At 62.5% G+C, this 18,570-nt stretch carries 16 protein-coding genes; 8 read left to right on the forward strand and 8 right to left on the reverse strand.

The window, feature by feature from the left end; genetic code table 11:
- The first annotated feature begins 40 nt into the window (after window positions 1-40).
- The 4 genes from A0U93_RS10575 (at window position 41) to A0U93_RS16220 (ending at window position 2,333) form a co-directional block, all read left to right on the forward strand.
- Window positions 41-547 (forward strand): hypothetical protein, encoded by a 507-nt coding sequence (locus A0U93_RS10575; RefSeq protein ID WP_077807312.1) that lies wholly within the window; start codon window positions 41-43, stop codon window positions 545-547.
- Window positions 548-620: 73 nt separating this feature from the next.
- Window positions 621-1,370 (forward strand): hypothetical protein, encoded by a 750-nt coding sequence (locus A0U93_RS10580; protein ID WP_077807313.1) that lies wholly within the window; start codon window positions 621-623, stop codon window positions 1,368-1,370.
- Complete coding sequence (locus A0U93_RS10585; protein ID WP_077807314.1) at window positions 1,367-2,002, forward strand: hypothetical protein; 636 nt, start codon at window positions 1,367-1,369, stop codon at window positions 2,000-2,002. Before A0U93_RS10580 ends, A0U93_RS10585 begins: the two co-directional genes overlap by 4 nt.
- Before the next feature lie 61 nt (window positions 2,003-2,063).
- Window positions 2,064-2,333, forward strand: coding sequence for a hypothetical protein (locus A0U93_RS16220; RefSeq protein ID WP_147150829.1), 270 nt, complete (start codon window positions 2,064-2,066; stop codon window positions 2,331-2,333).
- On the opposite strand, the gene A0U93_RS10590 is transcribed toward A0U93_RS16220, so the two are convergent.
- From A0U93_RS10590 to gmk, 6 genes are all read right to left on the reverse strand, one after another.
- Window positions 2,334-2,930: a hypothetical protein gene (locus tag A0U93_RS10590; RefSeq protein ID WP_149026877.1), complete on the reverse strand. Its 597-nt coding sequence runs from the start codon at window positions 2,928-2,930 to the stop codon at window positions 2,334-2,336.
- Window positions 2,931-3,094: 164 nt separating this feature from the next.
- Entirely contained in the window at window positions 3,095-4,354 is a 1,260-nt protein-coding gene (locus A0U93_RS10595; protein ID WP_077807316.1) for a Y-family DNA polymerase, read from the reverse strand.
- The gene (locus tag A0U93_RS10600; protein WP_245824821.1) at window positions 4,354-4,740 is read right to left on the reverse strand and encodes a LexA family protein; all 387 of its coding nucleotides are present in this window, start codon (window positions 4,738-4,740) and stop codon (window positions 4,354-4,356) included. Before A0U93_RS10600 ends, A0U93_RS10595 begins: the two co-directional genes overlap by 1 nt.
- A gap of 314 nt (window positions 4,741-5,054) precedes the next feature.
- Entirely contained in the window at window positions 5,055-5,801 is a 747-nt protein-coding gene (locus A0U93_RS10605; RefSeq protein ID WP_077807317.1) for a DNA/RNA non-specific endonuclease, read from the reverse strand.
- Window positions 5,802-5,806: 5 nt separating this feature from the next.
- A complete protein-coding gene (rfaE1, locus tag A0U93_RS10610; RefSeq protein ID WP_077807318.1) occupies window positions 5,807-7,255 on the reverse strand; it encodes a D-glycero-beta-D-manno-heptose-7-phosphate kinase in 1,449 nt (482 codons plus the stop codon).
- A 5-nt stretch (window positions 7,256-7,260) separates the two neighbouring features.
- Window positions 7,261-7,905, reverse strand: a complete 645-nt coding sequence (gmk, locus tag A0U93_RS10615; protein ID WP_077807319.1) for a guanylate kinase — start codon at window positions 7,903-7,905, stop codon at window positions 7,261-7,263.
- Between the two features lie 246 nt (window positions 7,906-8,151).
- On the opposite strand from gmk, the gene A0U93_RS10620 reads away from it, so the two are divergent.
- The 4 genes from A0U93_RS10620 (at window position 8,152) to A0U93_RS10635 (ending at window position 16,143) form a co-directional block, all read left to right on the forward strand.
- On the forward strand, window positions 8,152-9,900 hold the full coding sequence (locus A0U93_RS10620; protein ID WP_077807320.1) for a putative bifunctional diguanylate cyclase/phosphodiesterase: 1,749 nt from the start codon (window positions 8,152-8,154) through the stop codon (window positions 9,898-9,900).
- Window positions 9,901-9,949: 49 nt separating this feature from the next.
- Entirely contained in the window at window positions 9,950-10,774 is an 825-nt protein-coding gene (locus A0U93_RS10625; protein ID WP_077807321.1) for an SDR family NAD(P)-dependent oxidoreductase, read from the forward strand.
- Between the two features lie 80 nt (window positions 10,775-10,854).
- A complete protein-coding gene (locus A0U93_RS10630) occupies window positions 10,855-14,154 on the forward strand; it encodes an efflux RND transporter permease subunit (protein ID WP_077807322.1) in 3,300 nt (1,099 codons plus the stop codon).
- 12 nt (window positions 14,155-14,166) lie between these two features.
- Complete coding sequence (locus tag A0U93_RS10635) at window positions 14,167-16,143, forward strand: alpha/beta hydrolase family protein (protein ID WP_077807323.1); 1,977 nt, start codon at window positions 14,167-14,169, stop codon at window positions 16,141-16,143.
- Between the two features lie 43 nt (window positions 16,144-16,186).
- Here the strand turns inward: A0U93_RS10635 and A0U93_RS10640 are convergent, their stop codons facing one another.
- Entirely contained in the window at window positions 16,187-17,422 is a 1,236-nt protein-coding gene (locus A0U93_RS10640) for an NAD(P)/FAD-dependent oxidoreductase (RefSeq protein ID WP_077807324.1), read from the reverse strand.
- Between the two features lie 69 nt (window positions 17,423-17,491).
- Window positions 17,492-18,412: a glutaminase gene (locus A0U93_RS10645; RefSeq protein ID WP_077808466.1), complete on the reverse strand. Its 921-nt coding sequence runs from the start codon at window positions 18,410-18,412 to the stop codon at window positions 17,492-17,494.
- Between the last annotated feature and the right edge of the window lie 158 nt (window positions 18,413-18,570).

Genomic DNA, 18,570 nt, shown 5'->3' on the forward strand with positions numbered 1-18,570 from the left:
ACCGCCCTTGAGGCGGTTTTTTCATATCTGGAGCATTCCCATGAAATTTGCACGCCGCTTCCTCGCTGCCTTTGCTGCACTCGCGCTGACCGTATCGGTCTCGGCCTGCTCGACCTCTGGCAGCACGACCACCTTCAGCACGGCCGAGCTGAACAACGATGCGACGGCCATCGCCTATGCGGTGCAGGCGATCGAGAACATTCCCGGGATCGAGAGCCATCTCACGGCCGCGCAGAAAACGCAGTTCGTCGGACTGGTCGAGCAGATCAAGAGCGTGACCGCGCAAATTGCCGCCAACTCCAACGGTTCGGTTTCGTTCGACACCGGCAAGGACTGGGCGAAGCATCTCGGCGACGACCTGCAGACGCTGCTCTCGATCGCAACCCCGATCGTTCAGGCCTACGACCCCACGGCCGCCGGATACATGAGCACGGTCTCGCAGATGATCCCGCTGGTCGAAGCCCTGGCCGGTGTCGCGTCTGTCGAGGCGAAAGCACTGCCGGATAACGCGGCGCAGGTGCGGGCGCGCATCTATCAGGGCGTCTGATGGACGAGACCAGCGCGGCGGGTTTTCTGCTTCTCGTCGCGTGCTGCTTCCTTCTTTTCTGGAGACGCTATCGATGAGCGTACGCAAGCTCGGCAAACGCCCAGCGCGGCACGACGCGCGCACCTTCCGTCTCGGTGCGCCACTCGCTGCGCGGTTGATCGTGCCACCGACTGCCGTCAACTGGGCACCGAACGATGTCTGGCCGGTGTGGTGCAACGATACGATCGGCTGTTGCACGCAGGTATCCGTCGCCAGTGCGATTCGCACCTGGACGGGTGCCGCGCAGGCGCCGGTCCTGCTGTCGGATGCCCAGGTGATCGACAATTATAGCGCGGCGAGCGGTTACGTGCCGGGCCAGGCGCAGACCGATCAGGGCGGTATCGAGCTCGACGTGCTCAACCGCTGGATTCGCGAGGGCTACGCACGGCCGGGTCAGCCAGGCCGTGACTACCTGACAGCGTTCGGTGTCGTTGACGTTCGCGACCGGCAGTCTGTCATGCGCGCGATCGCCGCATTGGGCGGTCTTTATATCGGGGTGCAGATCCCGAACTACATTATGCAGACGGGTGGCGATTGGGCGCTGAACGCGGCCGGCGATCAGACGGTGGTTGGCGGCCATGCCATCTGGTTGCACGGCTACGATTCGGACTGGCTGCACTTCAACACGTGGGGCGAGCGCAAGCGCATGTCCTGGGACTGGCTGACCACCTATTGCGACGAGGCCTACGGGCTTGTCAGCCGGCAGAATTGGCTGGGAATCAATGCCCTGTCGCCGAATGCCGAGGACGTGGATGCGCTGGTCGCCGAGATGCGGGCGGCATGATCTGGCGTTTCGGTTTACAGATACGCGCCGTTCCCGGTCTTTTCGCGCTGTTCGGGTTTACAGGCTGCGCTCTTGCGCCCAGTCCCGCGACCACGATCAGTGCCGCGATCGCGGGCGTGCAATCCGATCTGACGGCCGCGCACGTCGTCAGCACATCGCACGCTGGCGACTGGGATTTGGCGCAGGTCGCGCGCTTTGATGCCAATGTCCTGGCGTTGCAATGTTCGCAAGAGACCAGCGATCCGGTCGTGGCGATGATCGCCGGGCCGGTGACGATGAGCCTGACCGGGAGTTTCAGCCAGTCAGGCTCGTTTTCCGTCTCGTCACTGACCACCATGCCGGTGTTTGGCATCGGCGCCGATGCCAGTCGAACGCGTGGGCAGGGATTGAGCCTGCCGGTGCAGTTCGTGCCGCTGGCTTCGCTGCCGGATGCAGAGATGGCGCGGGAGGTCGAGTATGCCGGGACGCTACTGTCGCAGAATGATGAAGTGCGGCATGCGATGGGGGCGCGGATCGATGCCGATCGGGCGGCGCTTGCGTCTCGCGTCGAGCTGCTGCTTCAGGACTATGGCCTGGCGAGTTGCCCGAAGCACGGAGAGATTGCGCCGTTTGTTGGCGCAGAGCGGAGATAAATAAGAAATCATATTGTCATTTGGCGAAATTGTTTCTTCTATATGATAAAGGAGAAACAGCTTGTCCGAGTCGCAGCACATTTTATTTCGTCTAAACGAAGAAGAGCGAGAGCACCTGCGGTCCCAAATCGGAATAGGTGGCTTTCAGCAGAAATTTTTTGCTGACAAGAATCGGCTCGATGCCGAAACTGGAGAAATTCGTCTCACTGATTGCGAGCTCGGAAAAATTATCCGATATTGCAGCTACGGCCCAGGCGGCTTCCAAAACGAACTCCGTCGCATCTTCAAACGCTCAATTGACGATCTTCTGCGGGGCCAAAGAGAGAAATAATTAGAGACGCCGGAAGATCGTGATGCCCCGGAAGCGGTGATTGGTGCTTTTCCACATGCCAATCGTTGCCTCCACGGCAAACGCGTCCTTGCGATACATTGGCAAGACTTGATCTAGCCAAACGACATGCGTCCCTGAACGTAGACCTTGCAGCGCTCGCATGACAGAGTTCCTTTTCACCATACTGGTGCCGTAGTGCTCGCAATCCTCGACTGAATACGGTGGGTCAGCCAACACGATATCGTATTGGTCGAGCGGAACAGTCAGGAGTGTCTGCGCGTCATCTAGGTAAGTGGGCGAGACAGCGGGATTGATATCCACTGTATCGCCGGGGAACGTCACCAGATCGACTTTCCCGCTGAAAACGTGCAGGGCGCGCTTCTTGTCAGGGAACAGAGCCTTGATTCGTCGCAGATAGGTTGCCGGATAACCACCGTAATAGGTAGATTTTACCCTATAGTCGTTGCCCATGATCCAAGTTCCGACGACGCGGCCATCTTCTCCCATGAACAGATTGCGAGGAAATCCCGTCGCTTTGACGTAATGATCAATTCGACTTTCCCAAGAGAGTGTCGGGGAGGATGGCATGTAATTCATGCTGCGAATCTAGTACGTCGAAAAACGAATGGATAGGGGCCGTGCATCAGTCATGCAGCTTCTGCCATGTACTGCATGCAGATCAAACTGGCATGCCGATTCCTTTGTATCGCTATGTTGGCTGTCAGTTCGGCACGCCTTACTATTTTCAACTCACCTAGATTCTACCAACTCCGAACCCCCACGATCTCACTCAACCTCGTCGTATAGCGCGCCGACAGCAATGCCTGGCGCGTTTCCCACGTCTGCTGAATGCCCGTCGAGGCGGTCCTTACCATGCCGCGACCGTAGCGGGCGTTGATTATGTCCATCGCTGCCATCACGCGTTCGGACATCTCCGGGTTCTGGCTGGCAAACATGACGGCCTGCATGCCGGCCGGCGACAGGTCGGTCAGGATTACGCCCGCCTTGAAGTAGCGGTGTCCCGGTCGCCATAGCTTTGCGAGCAGGCGCGTCGCACGCTTCACCAGCGCCCGCGTATCATTGGTTGGTTCGATCGCGGATGAATGTTGGTTGGAATACCAGGGATCGCCGTTGTGAGGGTTGGTCTGCAAAAACACCGACATATGCCCGGCATAGAGCCCATCTGATCGAAGCTTCTCCGCCGCGCGCGATGCATAATGCGCCACAGCCTCGCGCATGTCCGACCATTCCATCACCAGGCGCCCGAAGGTGCGTGTCGCGGCCACACTCTTGCGGGCTGACGCGACGTCGGACAGTGGAAGGCACGATTGCCCACGCAGTTCGGCCTGGATGCGACCGCCCACGACCGTCAGCATGTCACGCGTCTTGCGTGGATCCATCGCAATGAAATCGGCAATCGTCTGGATGCCCTCCCGGCGCAGTTTCTCTACTGTCTGGCGCCCGATACCCCAGACGTCGCCGATCTCCGTCCGGGCATACCAGACCGCGCGGACCGCCGGGTCGGTGAGGTCGCAGAGCCCGTCCAGTTCGGCATGATCCTTGGCGAGGCCATTCGCCAGTTTGGCAATTGTCTTCGTCGGGCCCCAGCCGACGCAGGTGGGAATCTTCGCCTCATGCAATACGGCCTGTTGAATCCGGCGGCTCAGGCCATGCAGATCAGCACCCATGCCGGTGTAGTCGAGGAACATCTCATCAATCGAGTAAGGCTCGACCCGTGGCACATGCCCGCTCAGGACCTGAAACATGCGACGGCTCATATCGGCATAGAGCGCGTAGTTGCTCGAATACCAGACCACGGGCTTCGTCTCCGGGCGCTTGCGGGCCATATGCCACGGGTCGCCCATCTTGATGCCGATCAGCTTGGCCTCGCGCGTGCGGGCAATGGCGCAACCGTCGTTGTTGCTGAGCACGACGACCGGCAGGCGGCGCAGGCGCGGCTCGAAAGCGCGCTGACAGGAGCAGTAGAAGCTATTGCCGTCGATGAGCGCGAAGAGAGGCATTAGACATCGGTGCGGACAAGGCCGGACACAACCGCCCAGATTGAGACGTCTGTCGCCTCGTCCACGGCAATATCGGCACTGCCCGGCGTCGAGGTGCGCAGCCACCATTCGCCGTTGCGCTGGGTCAGTTCGCAGACGCGCAGTTCGTCGCCGACACTGGCAACGACCACGACGCCGGGACGAGGGGCAATCGCTGCATCGACCACAAGGATATCGCCATGCCGGATCGACCGGTTGAGCAAGACATCGCCCTCAACGCGGACCGGGTAGCGGCTGGGTCGGCGCAGATCCAGCGCCTCGCTCATCAGGTCGATCGTCCCTTCAATGTCGTCCGCCGCCGGTGACGCGAATCCCGTCGTCCTGTCGCCCTGATATGCCATGCTCATCGTTGTTGCCTCCCTCAGTGCGGGAACATAACGAGAACATGGCAGCGTGTGTCAAGCTGGTTGTTGTTTATCTGTTTGGCATTTGGCCACCAGCTACTGGAGGAACTCAAGCTATGGGGAAGGATTTTTATCTGCAAACCTCGCCCTTAGATCAAGCAATCCAGCGAGTCGTTTTGCGCAGTTTATTGCCAACGACTCGCTGAAATCTTAGGAAAACCTGGCTCCTTCTAAGCTGTGGGTCGCTGGTTCGAATCCAGCAGGGCGCGCCAGATTCTCCCGATGATAAAATTTCCTCACGACTCGCCTTTGTCGCATCAGCGCGTCGTTTCCTTCGTCCATGCGGCAATCGACAGGCGATGCGTTCGTGCCGATGACGGTGCGCCGGGGAAGGGGTCGATGCCCGTCACGCGATACAGGGCGGCAAGATCGACCTGATCGCAGGTCGGGTGCGTCGTGTTCTTGCAGACGATGACGCCGATGGCGTTCGCCGCCGGGTCGTAGGCGGCCTTCCAGACGGAGGACGGCACGCGCACGTCGTCGATGCCGATCGTGCCGCGATCTTCCCGGAAGGCAGGGCCGGTCACGACATAGATTTCACCGTCGCGCAGTGCCTGCTGTCGCACGGCGTGTTCGATATGATCCCATGCGCCGGAATTCAGTCGTGCGGATTGCGGCACGATGTTCGATAGGGCGTAGGTTTCGGCCCGTGCCTTCGGGTCCGGCATGTCGCCGCTCGGCGTCATGTGACCGCGTGACCAGCCGGAACGCTTGTAGTCGGCCAGTGTGGCGCGCGCCGCCATCGGCAGGCGGTCGTCGGGGTGGAAATCGTCTCGCCCATGCAGTGCGGTCGCGGCGCGCACGCTGGCGCGTGTCAGATGTTCGGCGGACCAGATCGGGTCGCGCGTCTCGGGCGAGACCTGAACGGCATAGGCGTGGTTGCAGAAGATCGGGCCGTCCTGCGCGACGCTCGGCAACCGGTCGGCAGGGCCGATGCCGGGACAACCTGCCGCCACGGCACCGAAAGGCATGACCGCCAATAGGAACACGAGACGTGACAGCATGCGGTCTAGCGACCGGCCCTGGTTAACATGGCGGTCGTCGAGCGCCCGGGCGTGAGCGTTGCCAGCAGGACCCTGCCGCCATGCGCCTCGACCACATCGGCGCCCACGACCTGATCGCGCGTGTAATCCGCGCCCTTCACCAGCACATCGGGCAACAGGCGTTGGATCAACGCAAGCGGTGTGTCCTCGTCGAACGCCGTCACGGCGTCCACATGGCGTAATGCGCCAATCACGGCCGCACGATCCGCCAACGGGTTGACCGGCCGGCTCGGGCCTTTCAGGCGCTGGACGCTGGCATCGGTGTTCAGCGCCACGATCAGGCGGTCACACGCAGCGCGGGCTTGCGTGAGCAGGGCGATATGGCCCGGATGCAGCAGATCGAAGCAGCCATTGGCAAAGCCGATCCGCAGGCCCTGCGCCCGCCATCGCTCCGCCAGTGCCGATGCGCCCTCGCGGTCCAGAAGGGGGCAATCGACCGGCGCCACACCATCGGCCGTGGTGTCCAGTTGGGCTTCGAGTTCGGCGGTGACCTCCTGAATGTCCGCCGTCGCGGTGCCGAGCTTGCCGACCACCACGCCCGCGGCGGCATTGGCGATATGCATGGCCTGCTCCAGTGAGGAGCCGGCGGCATGGGCCAGGGCCATGGTGGCGATCACCGTATCGCCCGCGCCGGAGACATCGAACACCTCGCGTGCCCGGCTCGGCACCGCACGGATGGGCGCCGCGCCTTCCACCAGGGCCATGCCGCGTTCCGAGCGTGTCGCCAGGATGGCGTCGGCGCCAGCCTGCGCCATGAGAAAACGCGCGGCCTGCTCGACCGCGTCGAGTGTCTCGGTGGGGAAACCGGCGGCCTGTCCGAGTTCGCGGGCGTTGGGCGTGATGCAGGTCGCGCCGTGGTAGCGTGTGAAATCCAGCGATTTCGGATCGACGAAGACGGGCGTTCCGCGTTGGCGCGCGGCGTCGATGACGACCGACAGGATATCGGGGTGGCACACGCCCTTGCCGTAATCGGAGACGATCACCGCCTGCGCCTCCGGCAGGGCTTGCAATGCCGCTTCGCGCAGCGCGGCCAGTTCCGGCGTGGTCAGCGGTGTCAGACTTTCCTCATCCGCGCGAATGACCTGCTGGTTGGCGGCGATGAAGCGTGTCTTGCAGGTGGTCGGCCGCGTGGCGCTGACGGTTGCGCGGTTCTCGATGCGTGCGGTTTCCGCCAGTAGTTGCCGCAATGCATGGCCCGGCGCGTCGTCGCCGGTCAGGCCGAGCAGGATCGCCCGACCGCCGAGGCTGCGGATGTTGTTGGCGACATTGCCGACGCCACCCGCCATCTCCCGCGTGCGCGTCAGGCGCAATACCGGCACGGGCGCTTCGGGCGAGATGCGTTCCATCGCGCCGTAGATGAAGCGATCGAGCATCAGATCGCCCAGGCACAGAACAGTGACGCGTGAGAAGTCCATGATGTTTATGGCTGGGCAGATGGCACGGGCCCGAAGCTCGCGACGACGTCCGCCAGGCCGTGCTGGCGAACCGTGCGAAGGCGCGCGGCCGTCAGCACAGCGCGCGCCTCGCTGACGGCGCGATCGAGTTCCTCGTTGACGATGACATGATCGAACTCCGCCCAATGCGACATCTCGTCGCGCGCCGCCGCCATGCGGCGGTCGATCTCCGCCGCATCGTCGGAGGCGCGGGACCGCAGGCGGCGCTCCAGTTCCGGGAGGGAGGGGGGCAGGACGAACAGGCTCACGACGTCATCGGGCAGGGCGTTGCGTAACAGGCGATGGCCCTGCCAGTCGATATCGAACACCATGTCCCGTCCGGCGGACAGCGCGGCTTCCACGGGGCCGCGCGGCGTGCCGTATCCCCGACCGAACACTTCCGCCCATTCGATGAGCTCACCGGTTTCGGCCATGTTCCGAAATGTCTCGATGTCGCGGAAATGATAATGCACGCCCTCGCGCTCGCCGGGGCGTGGCTGGCGTGTCGTGACCGAGACGGAATGGCTCAGTCGCGGCTCCGACGCGCGCAGGGCATTGGCGATGGTCGATTTCCCCGCGCCCGAAGGTGCGGAAATCACAAGACATACGCCGCGGCGGGCAATGAGCGTCATGCGCGGTTCTCTCCGAGTTTCCTGTCCGGGCCCTGACATACAAAATTCGCGTCGTTGCGTCACCTTGGCCGATTGCTTTTCGATTCGCTCCGGAGGGGCGCAATTAATTGCCTCGAATGAAAAAGGCTGAGTTTCCGCAATCTTATTTACGGAATGATAATTAAAATGACGTAGTTTGAATCATGAAGTCCGATGTGTTATCGTAAAAGAATGGATACCGAAATTATTGAAGGCAAAAAACCTTAGATGATTGATGTTCTATTTCGAGAGAAAAAAATAGATGAGAAAAGTATAAGATTTCTAAGAAATTCGATTAATGAAGTTCTTATTGTTGCAATAACGAATACAGATGGAATTATTGAAGGAGTCAATAAAAAATTTTGCGACATCAGCGGATATTCCGAAGAAGATTTAATCGGTAAAACCCATCGGGTCGTCAACTCAGGGTACCACAGTAAAAAGTTTTTCCAGAGAATGTATCGTACTATCAGTAGCGGTCATATCTGGCGGGGAAATATATGTAACAGGTCGAAAAGCGGTAACCTGTATTGGGTCGCGACGACGATCATTCCCAAAATAGGGGCCGATGGCCGCATTGAAGCCTATGTTGCCTATCGCTTCGATATCACCGCGGAAATCGAGGCACGCAATCAGATGAAACGTCTGGCGCGTCAGGATCCGCTGGTCGGTGTCCTGAACCGCATCGGCTTCAACTTGCACCTTGCGAGCGCCCTGCGACACCGGATCGACGACTCGGCGATGATCGTCCTGGTGATGCTCGATCTGGATAATTTCAAGGAAATCAACGATATATACGGCCATGGTGCCGGCGATGACGTCCTGCGGGAGATCACGTGTCGCATTACGGCGCAATGCGGCGATCATGCCGTCATCAGCCGTCTGGGGGGTGACGAATTCGCCCTGATCCTGCACGCGAAGCAGGATGCGCCGGATCTCGCCGGACGGCTGGACGATCTGCGGCACAACATCGAAAAGCCCATGAACATCGGTGACGTGCAGATCGCGATATTCACCAGTATCGGCTACGCGACAGGCGTGCCCGTGCTGACGGATGCCGAAAAGCTGATGAAGGAAGCGGATCTGGCATTGCTGGCCGCCAAGAAGGCCGGCGGCCACCGGACGGTGATGTTCGCGCCCGAGATGGGCATTGCCGCCCTGCATCGCCAGATGTTGATGGCCGAGGCACGAGATGCGTTGCGACTGGGGCAGTTCCGTATCTACTACCAGCCGGTAATCAACCTGCACAAGGGCGGTGTTGAGTCGTGCGAAGCTCTCCTGCGCTGGCATCATCCGGAGCGGGGTGTCCTGACGCCGCAGGTTTTCAGTGAGGTGTTCCAGGATTTTCGCCTGGCGACGGGTCTTGGACGTTTTTTGCGCGAAACGGTGATGCGCGATCTGTCGCGCTGGCGCGCCGAGGGCGTTTTCGCCGGGAGCGTGGCCATCAACCTCATCATGACGGATTTCGAAGGCGATGGCCTGGTCCATGAGTTGGCGCAGTTGCTTGACGCGCATGGCCTGGATTCATCGAGTGTGATCCTGGAGGTGACGGAAACGATGTTTCTCAGCTCCGGTCGTGCCGAAAGAGTTCGGCGCGACCTCATCACGCTGGCGGAACGCGGGTTCGTCATCGCGTTCGACGACTTCGGCACGGGGCACGCCTCCCTGACGCATCTTCGCGAACTTCCATTGAACTACATCAAGATCGATCGCAGTTTCGTCGCGACAATGCGCACCGACGAACGTAACCGGCAGATCGTCATCGGGATCATCGAACTGGCGCATCGGCTTAACCTGCAAGTCGTGGCGGAAGGCGTGGAGGACGAGGCGCAGTTCCGTATCCTCCGTCATTTCGGGTGCGACGCCATTCAGGGCTACATGTTTTCGCGCCCGATCCCGATGGACAAGTTGCCTCAGTCGGCGTGTCGCGCGGCCGACACGCTGGCGCGGCTCGTGTCGGAACCGTCCGATATGTGACGGCAGCGGCTGATTTCGTTCGCATGGATAATGTTCTATCCATGCCTCCATGACAACAAAGACGGTTCTGATTACCGGTGCCTCCTCGGGCATCGGACGTGGTATCGCGCTGGCCACCGCACGGTCGGGCGTTGTTCTGCATCTCGGCGGTCGTGACGCGGCACGCCTGAAAGCAGTGGCCGATGAATGCAGCCGTCGTGGTGCGACTGCCTGCTGGCGGTCTCAGGACGTCACCGATCGCAGCGGCATGGCGGACTGGCTGGCGGAGGCCGGGCGCGATCGTCTGGACATGGTTTATGCCTGCGCCGGCGTGACCGGAGGGGCGCGTGCACCTGATGTCGACGGTGCCGCGTGGGAGCCGGCAGCGCAGGTGCGGCGCATGTTCGCCGTCGATCTGGACGGCGCCCTGAACACCATCCTGCCGGCGCTTGAGATCATGCGGGCACAGCCGCGCGATGCGGAGGGTGTGCGGGGACGCATCTGCGCGATCGCTTCCGTCGCGGGACTGGTCTCCTATCCCGGCACGGCATCCTATAGTGCCGCCAAGGGCGCGCTGGATCGTTTCGTGATTGCCAGCGGCGCCTATGCGCGGCGGGCGGGTATTCATCTGACCAGTGTCTGCTGCGGTTTTGTCGATACGCCCATGGTGGCCCAGAACCGTTTTCCCATGCCGGGCCTCGTCAGCACCTCCCACGCCGTGCGGAAAATCCTGCGTGGAGTGGCGCGGGGCCAGCGGCGGGTTGTCTTTCCGGCATGGCTCGTCATGGGATCGCGGCTGATGGACATGCTCCCCATTACGCTGGCGCAATACTATTACCTGCGTCAGGGTACGGGCCGTCCCGGGTCGCTGACTGCGCTGGATGACAGGGATTGACGACTGTCAAGGTCATGCGCTGACAAAATATGTCGATACCGTCATGATATTCTCGTCGAAAATCAGGTTATAGTTACGAAATGAATCTATGCCGCCTGTTTATTCTCCGACCTGTCATGACGACCTTACTGGCGGTGTCTCTGCTGGCGGCGGGGCTGATCTGCTATCCGCTCATGCCGGTCGCGGACATGCCGGATATCAGCGCATCGTCGATCAACGTGCGGGTGCAGCAGCCGGGCAGTAATCCGGAACAGATGGCGACATCGGTCATCTCGCCACTGGAGCGGCATCTGACGTCGATCGCCGGTATCGAATCCATGGAATCGGACAGCGACAACGGCTCCGGCGATATCCGCATCGACTTCGTGTCGTCACGCAATATCGACGGCGCCCTGCGTGACGTGCAGGCGGCGCTGCGTGCCGCCCACGCTGACCTGCCGAACGGCACGCTGCAGAACGATCCGGAAGCCTACAAGGAGGATCCGACCTCCAACCCGGTCTATCTCTTGTCGCTGACATCGGACGTCATAACGGTGCCGCAGCTCTACGACATCGCGACAACCCGCGTGAAGCCGATGCTCGCACAGGTGAAGGGGGTCGGATACGTGCAGGTGGTCGGCTCCGCGCAGCCTGCCGTGCGTGTCGAGCTCAACCCGATGACGCTCTTCAAATGGGGTATCGGGTTCGAGGATGTGCGGCAGGCGCTGGCCTCGGCGAATGCGAACACGCCCAAGGGTTTCATCGAGGCGAACGGCCAGCGGCTGATGCTGGCGACGAATGACCAGGCGACGAATGCGGACCAGTATCGCGACCTGATCATCGGCTATCGCAACGGGCTGTATCCGGTGCGGCTGGCGGATGTCGCGACGGTCGACGACAGCGTTCAGGACCTCTACCAGGCCGGCTACTTCAACAACCACGCGGCCATCACCATCATCGTCCGGGGGCAGCCCAAAGCCAACACGGTTCACATCGTCGATGGTATCAAGGACCGCCTGTCGTATCTGCGCGCGGCGTTGCCGGCCGGCGTGACCATGACGACGGCCATGGACCTGTCGAACAGCATTCGCGCTTCCCTGGCGGATACGCAGGTGACGCTGCTGGTGTCGGTCATCCTGGTCATCGGCGTGATCCTCGTCTTCCTGCGACGCCTGCGCTCGACGCTGATCCCGGCCGTGACCGTGCCTGTCGCGCTGATCGGCACGATCGCCGTCATGAAGATGATGGGCTTCACGCTCGACATCCTGTCGCTGATGGCGCTGACCATCGCCGTCGGCTTCGTGGTGGATGACGCGATCGTCGTGGTCGAGAACATCGCGCGCCATATGGAAGACGGCATGGACCGGCTGGAAGCCAGCCTCAAGGGTTCGGCCGAAATCGGCTTCACCGTGCTGTCGATTACGGCATCCCTCGTGGCGGTGTTCATTCCGCTGATGTTCCTGCCGGGGCAGCCGGGCGCGATTTTCTTCGAGTTTTCGGCGACGATCGTCGCGGCCATCGTCATTTCGCTGATGCTGTCCCTGACATTGACGCCGATGATGTGCGCGTACTGGCTGGACGTGGATCATGACGCGGAAACCCGGCAGGGCTGGACCGGGCGCCTGTCGCGCGGGATCGAGCGCGCGCTGGATGCGGTGGTGGCGGCCTATGGCTGGACGCTGCGTTGGGGACTGCGGCATCATGTCATCGTCGCCCTGTCGCTGCCGCTGAGCTTCATCGTGCTGGTCGGCTCCATCATCGAGATGCCCAAGAGCGGTATTCCGGCGCAGGATATCTCGTTGCTGATGGGTTATGTCGGCGTGGACGACACATCCTCCTTCGCACAGATCAGCCGCCGCCTGCGTCAGGTCGGTGCGGCGATCCTGAATGACCCGGACGTGGTGGGCGTCACCAGCTGGAACAATGACGACGCGGATGGCGAGGTTTTCGCCACGTTGCGCGACAAATGGGACCGCGTGGCGGACGATGTGGTGATCGAGCGCATCCGCAACCGCCTCGGTGAGGTGCCGGGCGTGCATTTCGGCCTTTTCTCGGCGGGCAACCCGAATGGCGGTGGCGGCCAGCGGCGCACCGGCACCTATCGCTATGTTCTGCGCGGGCAGGATCCGGCGGCGCTGTATGCCTATCTCCCGAAGCTCGTCACGGCGTTGCGCAAGAGTCCGGTCATGCAGAACGTGACCTCGAATTTCGAGGGGCATGGCGCGTCGGTGCATGTCGAACTCAACCGCGACATGGCGGCGCGCTATCTGGTCACGCCGCAACTCGTCAGCAACGTCCTGTATGACGCCTACGGCCAGACGATCGCCTCCCGCATTCATACGGACATCACGACGCATGCCGTGGTCATGGAAGCGGCGGCGGCTTATCGCCAGTCGCCAGACGTTCTGAAGAACGTCTGGATCTCCACCTCATCCGGGACGCCCTCGGGGGCGGCGCGCTCGAACCAGATACGCGTGCAGAACACGAACAGCACGACGAGCACCAACACGGCCGCGGCATTGAGCGCGGCGTCGCTGCGCAATGCCATTGCCAACCAGATCACCGGCAACGGCTCCAACGGTGCTGCGGTCGCATCGTCGATCGAGACGATGGTGCCGCTGGGCAACGTGGCGACGCTGACGATGCGGCCGACACCCACCGAGATTTCGCATCGGGACGGTTACATCGCGACCTCGATCAGCTTCGACGTGGCGGCAGGCAAGACTTATGCCGATGCGCAGAAGGTGATCGATGAGACGATCGCCCAGACGCAGGCCCCGATCGGCGTGACCGGCAAGTTCTCCGGTCTGGCGGGCGACACGCAGAAGACGCTCATCAACGAATTGCTGGCGTTCATCGCGGCGGTGGCGACGATGTATATCGTGCTGGGCATCCTCTATGAGAGCCTGATCCATCCGCTGACCATCATGTCCACGCTGCCGTCGGCCGGTATCGGCGCCACGCTGGGCCTGTGGCTGTGCGGGGAGGAGTTCACGCTGATCGCGGCGATCGGCATGATCCTGCTGACTGGCATCGTGAAGAAGAACGCGATCCTGATGGTCGATTTCGCGCTGCACGCGGAGAACGACCTTGGGTATACGCCACGCGATGCGATTTACGCAGCGTGCCTGACCCGCTTCCGCCCGATCCTGATGACGACGCTGGCGGCGGCGTTCGGTGCGGTACCGCTGGTGATCGGGCATGGCTACGGTTCGGAAATGCGCCGTCCGCTGGGCATCGCCATCATCGGGGGCATGGCGATGAGCCAGCTGCTCACGCTCTATACGACGCCTGTCGTCTATCTTTATATGGACGCCATCGGCGGTTTCGCGACGCGGCTATGGCGGCGCCTCGTGCCGCAATCGCGCGGGCCATCGGGTTTGTCCACTGCTTCGAACTGAGCTTTTCTATCGATGAAATCTTCTTTTTTCCGTGCGGCACTTCTCGGCGGCCTGTCCTGGAGCCCGGCGCTGGCCCAGGCCCAGCCCCAGCCCCAGGCCCAGCCCCAGCCATCGCCGCGCGCCACCATGCACGACATCAAATCGCCGGTCATTTCGCCTGACGGCACGCATGTCGCGACACTGGAAGGCGACGAAAGCGCCAATCCCGGCGAAAGCACGCATTTCCATGTCGTTCTGCGCACGCTGCCCGGCGGTGCGCCGGTGGCGGTGGGCACGGATTGCGCGACCTGCGATCCGTCGGGCCTCGCCTGGAGCACGGACAGCAAGCGTCTGGCGTTTGTGCTGCGCGCGCCGAAGCAGCAGAGCCGCCGGATCGTTTCCGTCGATGCGAACGGTATCAACCAGCAGACGCTGCTCTCGTTCGACGGCTCCCTGCAGGACCTGCGCTTCGGTCCCGACGGGACGCTGGCCGTTCTGGCCATTGCCGGTGCGCATCGCGATCCGGGCGCCCTGCAGGCAGGTGCGCCACAGACCGGCGAGATCGATGCACAGGAAGACGAACAGCGCATCGCAACCGTGGCGGATGGCCGCCTGACGTGGCAGTCGCCCGCCGATCTTTACGTGTACGAATATGACTGGCGGGCCGGTCAGGGAGCACGTTTCGTCGGGACCGCGGCGACCGGCAACGGGGACGACCACTGGTGGCTGGCGAAGCTGTACGGCTTTGCGGACGGCAAGGCGGATGTGCTGTATGCGCCGCCTGTCTCGCAGCAGCTCGGTCTGCCGCGCGTGGCGCCGGACGGACGGTCGGTGGTGTTCATCGGCGGCCTGATGAGTGATTTCACGTTCTTCGGCGGCGACGCCTTCACGCTGGACCTGACGAAGCCGCATGCCGCGCCGCATAACCTGACGCCGGGCATGAAGGCGACGGTGACAGGCCTGTCCTATTGCCATGGACAGTTGATCGGCAGTGGCCTGGCGGGCGCGCAAAGCACGTTCTGGACGTTGGACGGCGCACCGAAGATCGTGGCGCAGGCCGACGGGCTGATTTCGGCGACCGGCGGTTTCCCCACCCTGTCATGCGGCGGCGATCGCAGCGTGGCCGTGCAGCAGAACTTCACGCGTGCACCGGAACTCGTGGCGGGCACGCTTGGCCAATGGGCGCCGCTGACGCACGACAACGACGCGATGCCGGCCAATGCGAACGCCCGCAGCGTGACGTGGCGCAGTGACGGCTTTACCGTGCAGGGCTGGCTGCTGACACCGCTGACGCGCAAGGACGGCACCGTGAAGAACGGCAAGGTCGCGATGATTACCGACGTGCATGGCGGCCCGGCGGCATGGGCGCCCCCGCGTTACCTGAAGGCACGTTCGCAGAACAAGGCTTTGCTTGACGCGGGCTATGACATTTTCCTGCCCAACCCGCGCGGCAGCTACGGCCAGGGCGAAGCGTTCGCGCGCGCCAATCGCCGCGATTTCGGCCATGGCGATCTGCGCGATGTGATGCGCGGCATCGATGCGGTCGAGAAGATCGAGCCGGTGGACGATGGGCGGCTGGGCCTGACCGGCTATTCCTATGGCGGCTACATGACGATGTGGACCGTAACGCAGACCAACCGCTTCAGGGCCGCGGTCGCCGGCGGTGGTATCGCCAACTGGCAGTCCTATTACGGCCAGAACGGGATCGACGGCTGGCTGCCGCCGTTCTTCGGCGCGAGTGTGTATGACGACCCGGCGGTGTATGCGAAATCGTCGCCGATCACGTTCATCAAGAATGTGAGGACGCCGACCTTCATCTATGTCGGCGCGAACGACGAGGAATGCCCGCCGCCGCAGAGCCAGGAATTCTACCACGCACTGAAGACGCTTAACGTGCCGACATCACTGGTGATCTACCCCGGAGAGGGTCACGGCATGCGCGACCCGAAGCACTGGGACGATGCGACCGCGCGCACCATCGCATGGTTCGACCGGTATCTGCATGGCTGATTGAGGGGCGGCATCGCGTTCGGGCGATGCCGCTGCCCGGGCGTCAGGCCGTTTCGATGGCCTTGTGCGGCACTTTCACGTCATAGCCGCGCAGCATCAGGTTCCAGTACAGGCGTGGGAAGCCCTGCGTCTTGAGGAACCATGCGAAGCGGCTCGGCGACCGCTGGTCGTATGGGAAGCTGGGGGCAGGCTTGCCGCCATAGAGGAATTCCGCCAGCACGACCTTGCCGTAGGCGACGGTCAGCGGGCACGCGCCATACCCATCGTAGGTTGCCGTCTGCGGACGACCATCCAGCGAGGCCAGCAGGTTGGCGACGACGACCGGCGCCTGAACCCGCGCGGCGGCGGCCGTCTTGGCATTGCTGGTGCCGGCGGCGTCGCCCACGCTGAAAATATCCTCGTAGCGGACGTGGCGCAGTGTTGCAGGATCGACATCCACCCAGCCGCCCGCATTGGCAAGCGGGCTGGACTTGATGAAATCGGGCGCGCTTTGCGGCGGCGTGACATGCAGCATGTCGAAGCGACGCGTCACCGTCTCCTCGGTGCCGACACGCTGGAAGGTCGCTTCCTTCTTCGCGCCATCGACGCGAATGAGGTTCTCCTTGTAGCGGACATCGACGCCGTAATAATCGACCATCTTCTGTAGCGACGGCACGAAATAGGGCACGCCGAACAGGACGTCGCCGGCCAGCGCGAATTCCACATGCGTCTTGTGCAGCCGCCCTTCCTTCCGCCAGTAGTCCGAGGCGAGATAGACGATCTTCTGCGGCGCGCCGGCGCATTTGATCGGCATCGGCGGCTGGGTGAAGATGGCGACGCCACCATCGAGCTGCTCGATGCATTCCCAGGTATAGGCGCAGGATTCGCGTGAATAGTTGCTGGTCACGCCGTTGCGACCGATCGTTTCCGCAAGGCCCTCGACCTTGTTCCAGTCGAGTTGCAGGCCCGGTGCCACGACAAGCCGGCGGTATTCCACGATGCGGCCGCTTTCAAGCGTGCAGGTCTTGTCGTCCGGCTGGAACGAGACGACGCGATCGCGCAGCCACGTCACGCCATCGGGAATAAGGCCACCTTCCTGCCGCAGCGTTTCGGCCAGCGACATCACGCCGGCCCCCACCAGCGTCCAGCCGGGCTGGTAGGCATGGGTCGTCGAAGGCTCCACGATGGCGACCGACAGGTTGGGGCGTTGCCGCTTGAGTTGGGCCGCCACGGTGATTCCCGCCGCACCGCCGCCGACGATCAGGACCGTGAAGCGATCCTGCGTGCTGGTTTCCGCCATCTCCGGTTCTCCTTGCCTGGCATATGATGACGACAACGCTAGAATACGCCGCTGGTGGCGGCAAAGTGTTCATGGACAATGCGGCGTGAAGACCGACCAGCCCGTGGCGCGCACAAGCTTTTCCAACGCCAGCGTGCCGAGCAGGGAATTGCCCTGCGCATTCAGTCCCGGCGACCAGACGGCGATGGATGCGATGCCCGGCACGATGGCCAGGATGCCGCCGCCCACGCCCGATTTCCCCGGCAGCCCGACGCGCACGGCGAAAGCGCCGGAGCCGTCGTAATGGCCGCACATCATCATCAATGCCAGAACGGTCGGCACGTGGCGCGAGGCGGGTTCGGCCGTCCGGCCACGCATCAGGCCCCGACCTGTCCCGGCCAGCTGGCGGCAACTCATCGTGACCGAGCATTGCAGGAAATACTGCTTCAGGACGGCATCGACCGGGTTCTCGATATTGCCGAACGTGCGCATGTAGTTCGCCAGCGCCGCGTTCCGGAAACCGCTTTCATATTCCACGCGCGCCATGTCCTCATCGAAGGCGATGGGGGGCAGGGCATCGTCCCGGTCGCGGATGAACTGGAGGAAGCGCGCACGCGCACCTTCGGCGCCGAACCGGGTTAGCAGGATATCGGCGATGACCAGTGCACCGGCGTTGATGAAAGGGTTGCGGGGGATGCCGTGCTCGCTCTCCAGCTGGACGATCGAATTGAAAGCCGTGCCGGAAGGCTCCTGCCGCACCCGTTGCCAGATCGGATCGCCGCATGTCTCCAGCGCCAGCATCAGGGCGTAGACTTTCGAGATGCTCTGGATGGAAAAGGCCTCGTCCGCATCGCCGGCGACATGCATCCGCCCATCCGCCATCGTGACCGCCATGCCGAACCGTTGCGGGTCCACCTGCGTCAGGGGTGGGATATAGCCTGGCAGCATGCCGCGATCGGCGATGCCGCGCATCTCATTGACGATGGCCCCGAGTATGGCCGCGATATCCATGGAACGGATGAATCCTTCTGTCTGAACTGGCAATCCGACCGGGCGGATCGCGGGTTGTCGGACCTGCATAGACGCTCGGCGGATGGCCGTCGCATGAGCGTTCGGCATGGCTGCCGTCACAGCGGAAAGATCGACGGGACATCCAGGTATAACAATAT

Origin of the sequence: Neoasaia chiangmaiensis, from assembly GCF_002005465.1 — a bacterium.
In the GTDB taxonomy this organism is placed as follows: Bacteria; Pseudomonadota; Alphaproteobacteria; order Acetobacterales; family Acetobacteraceae; genus Neoasaia; species Neoasaia chiangmaiensis.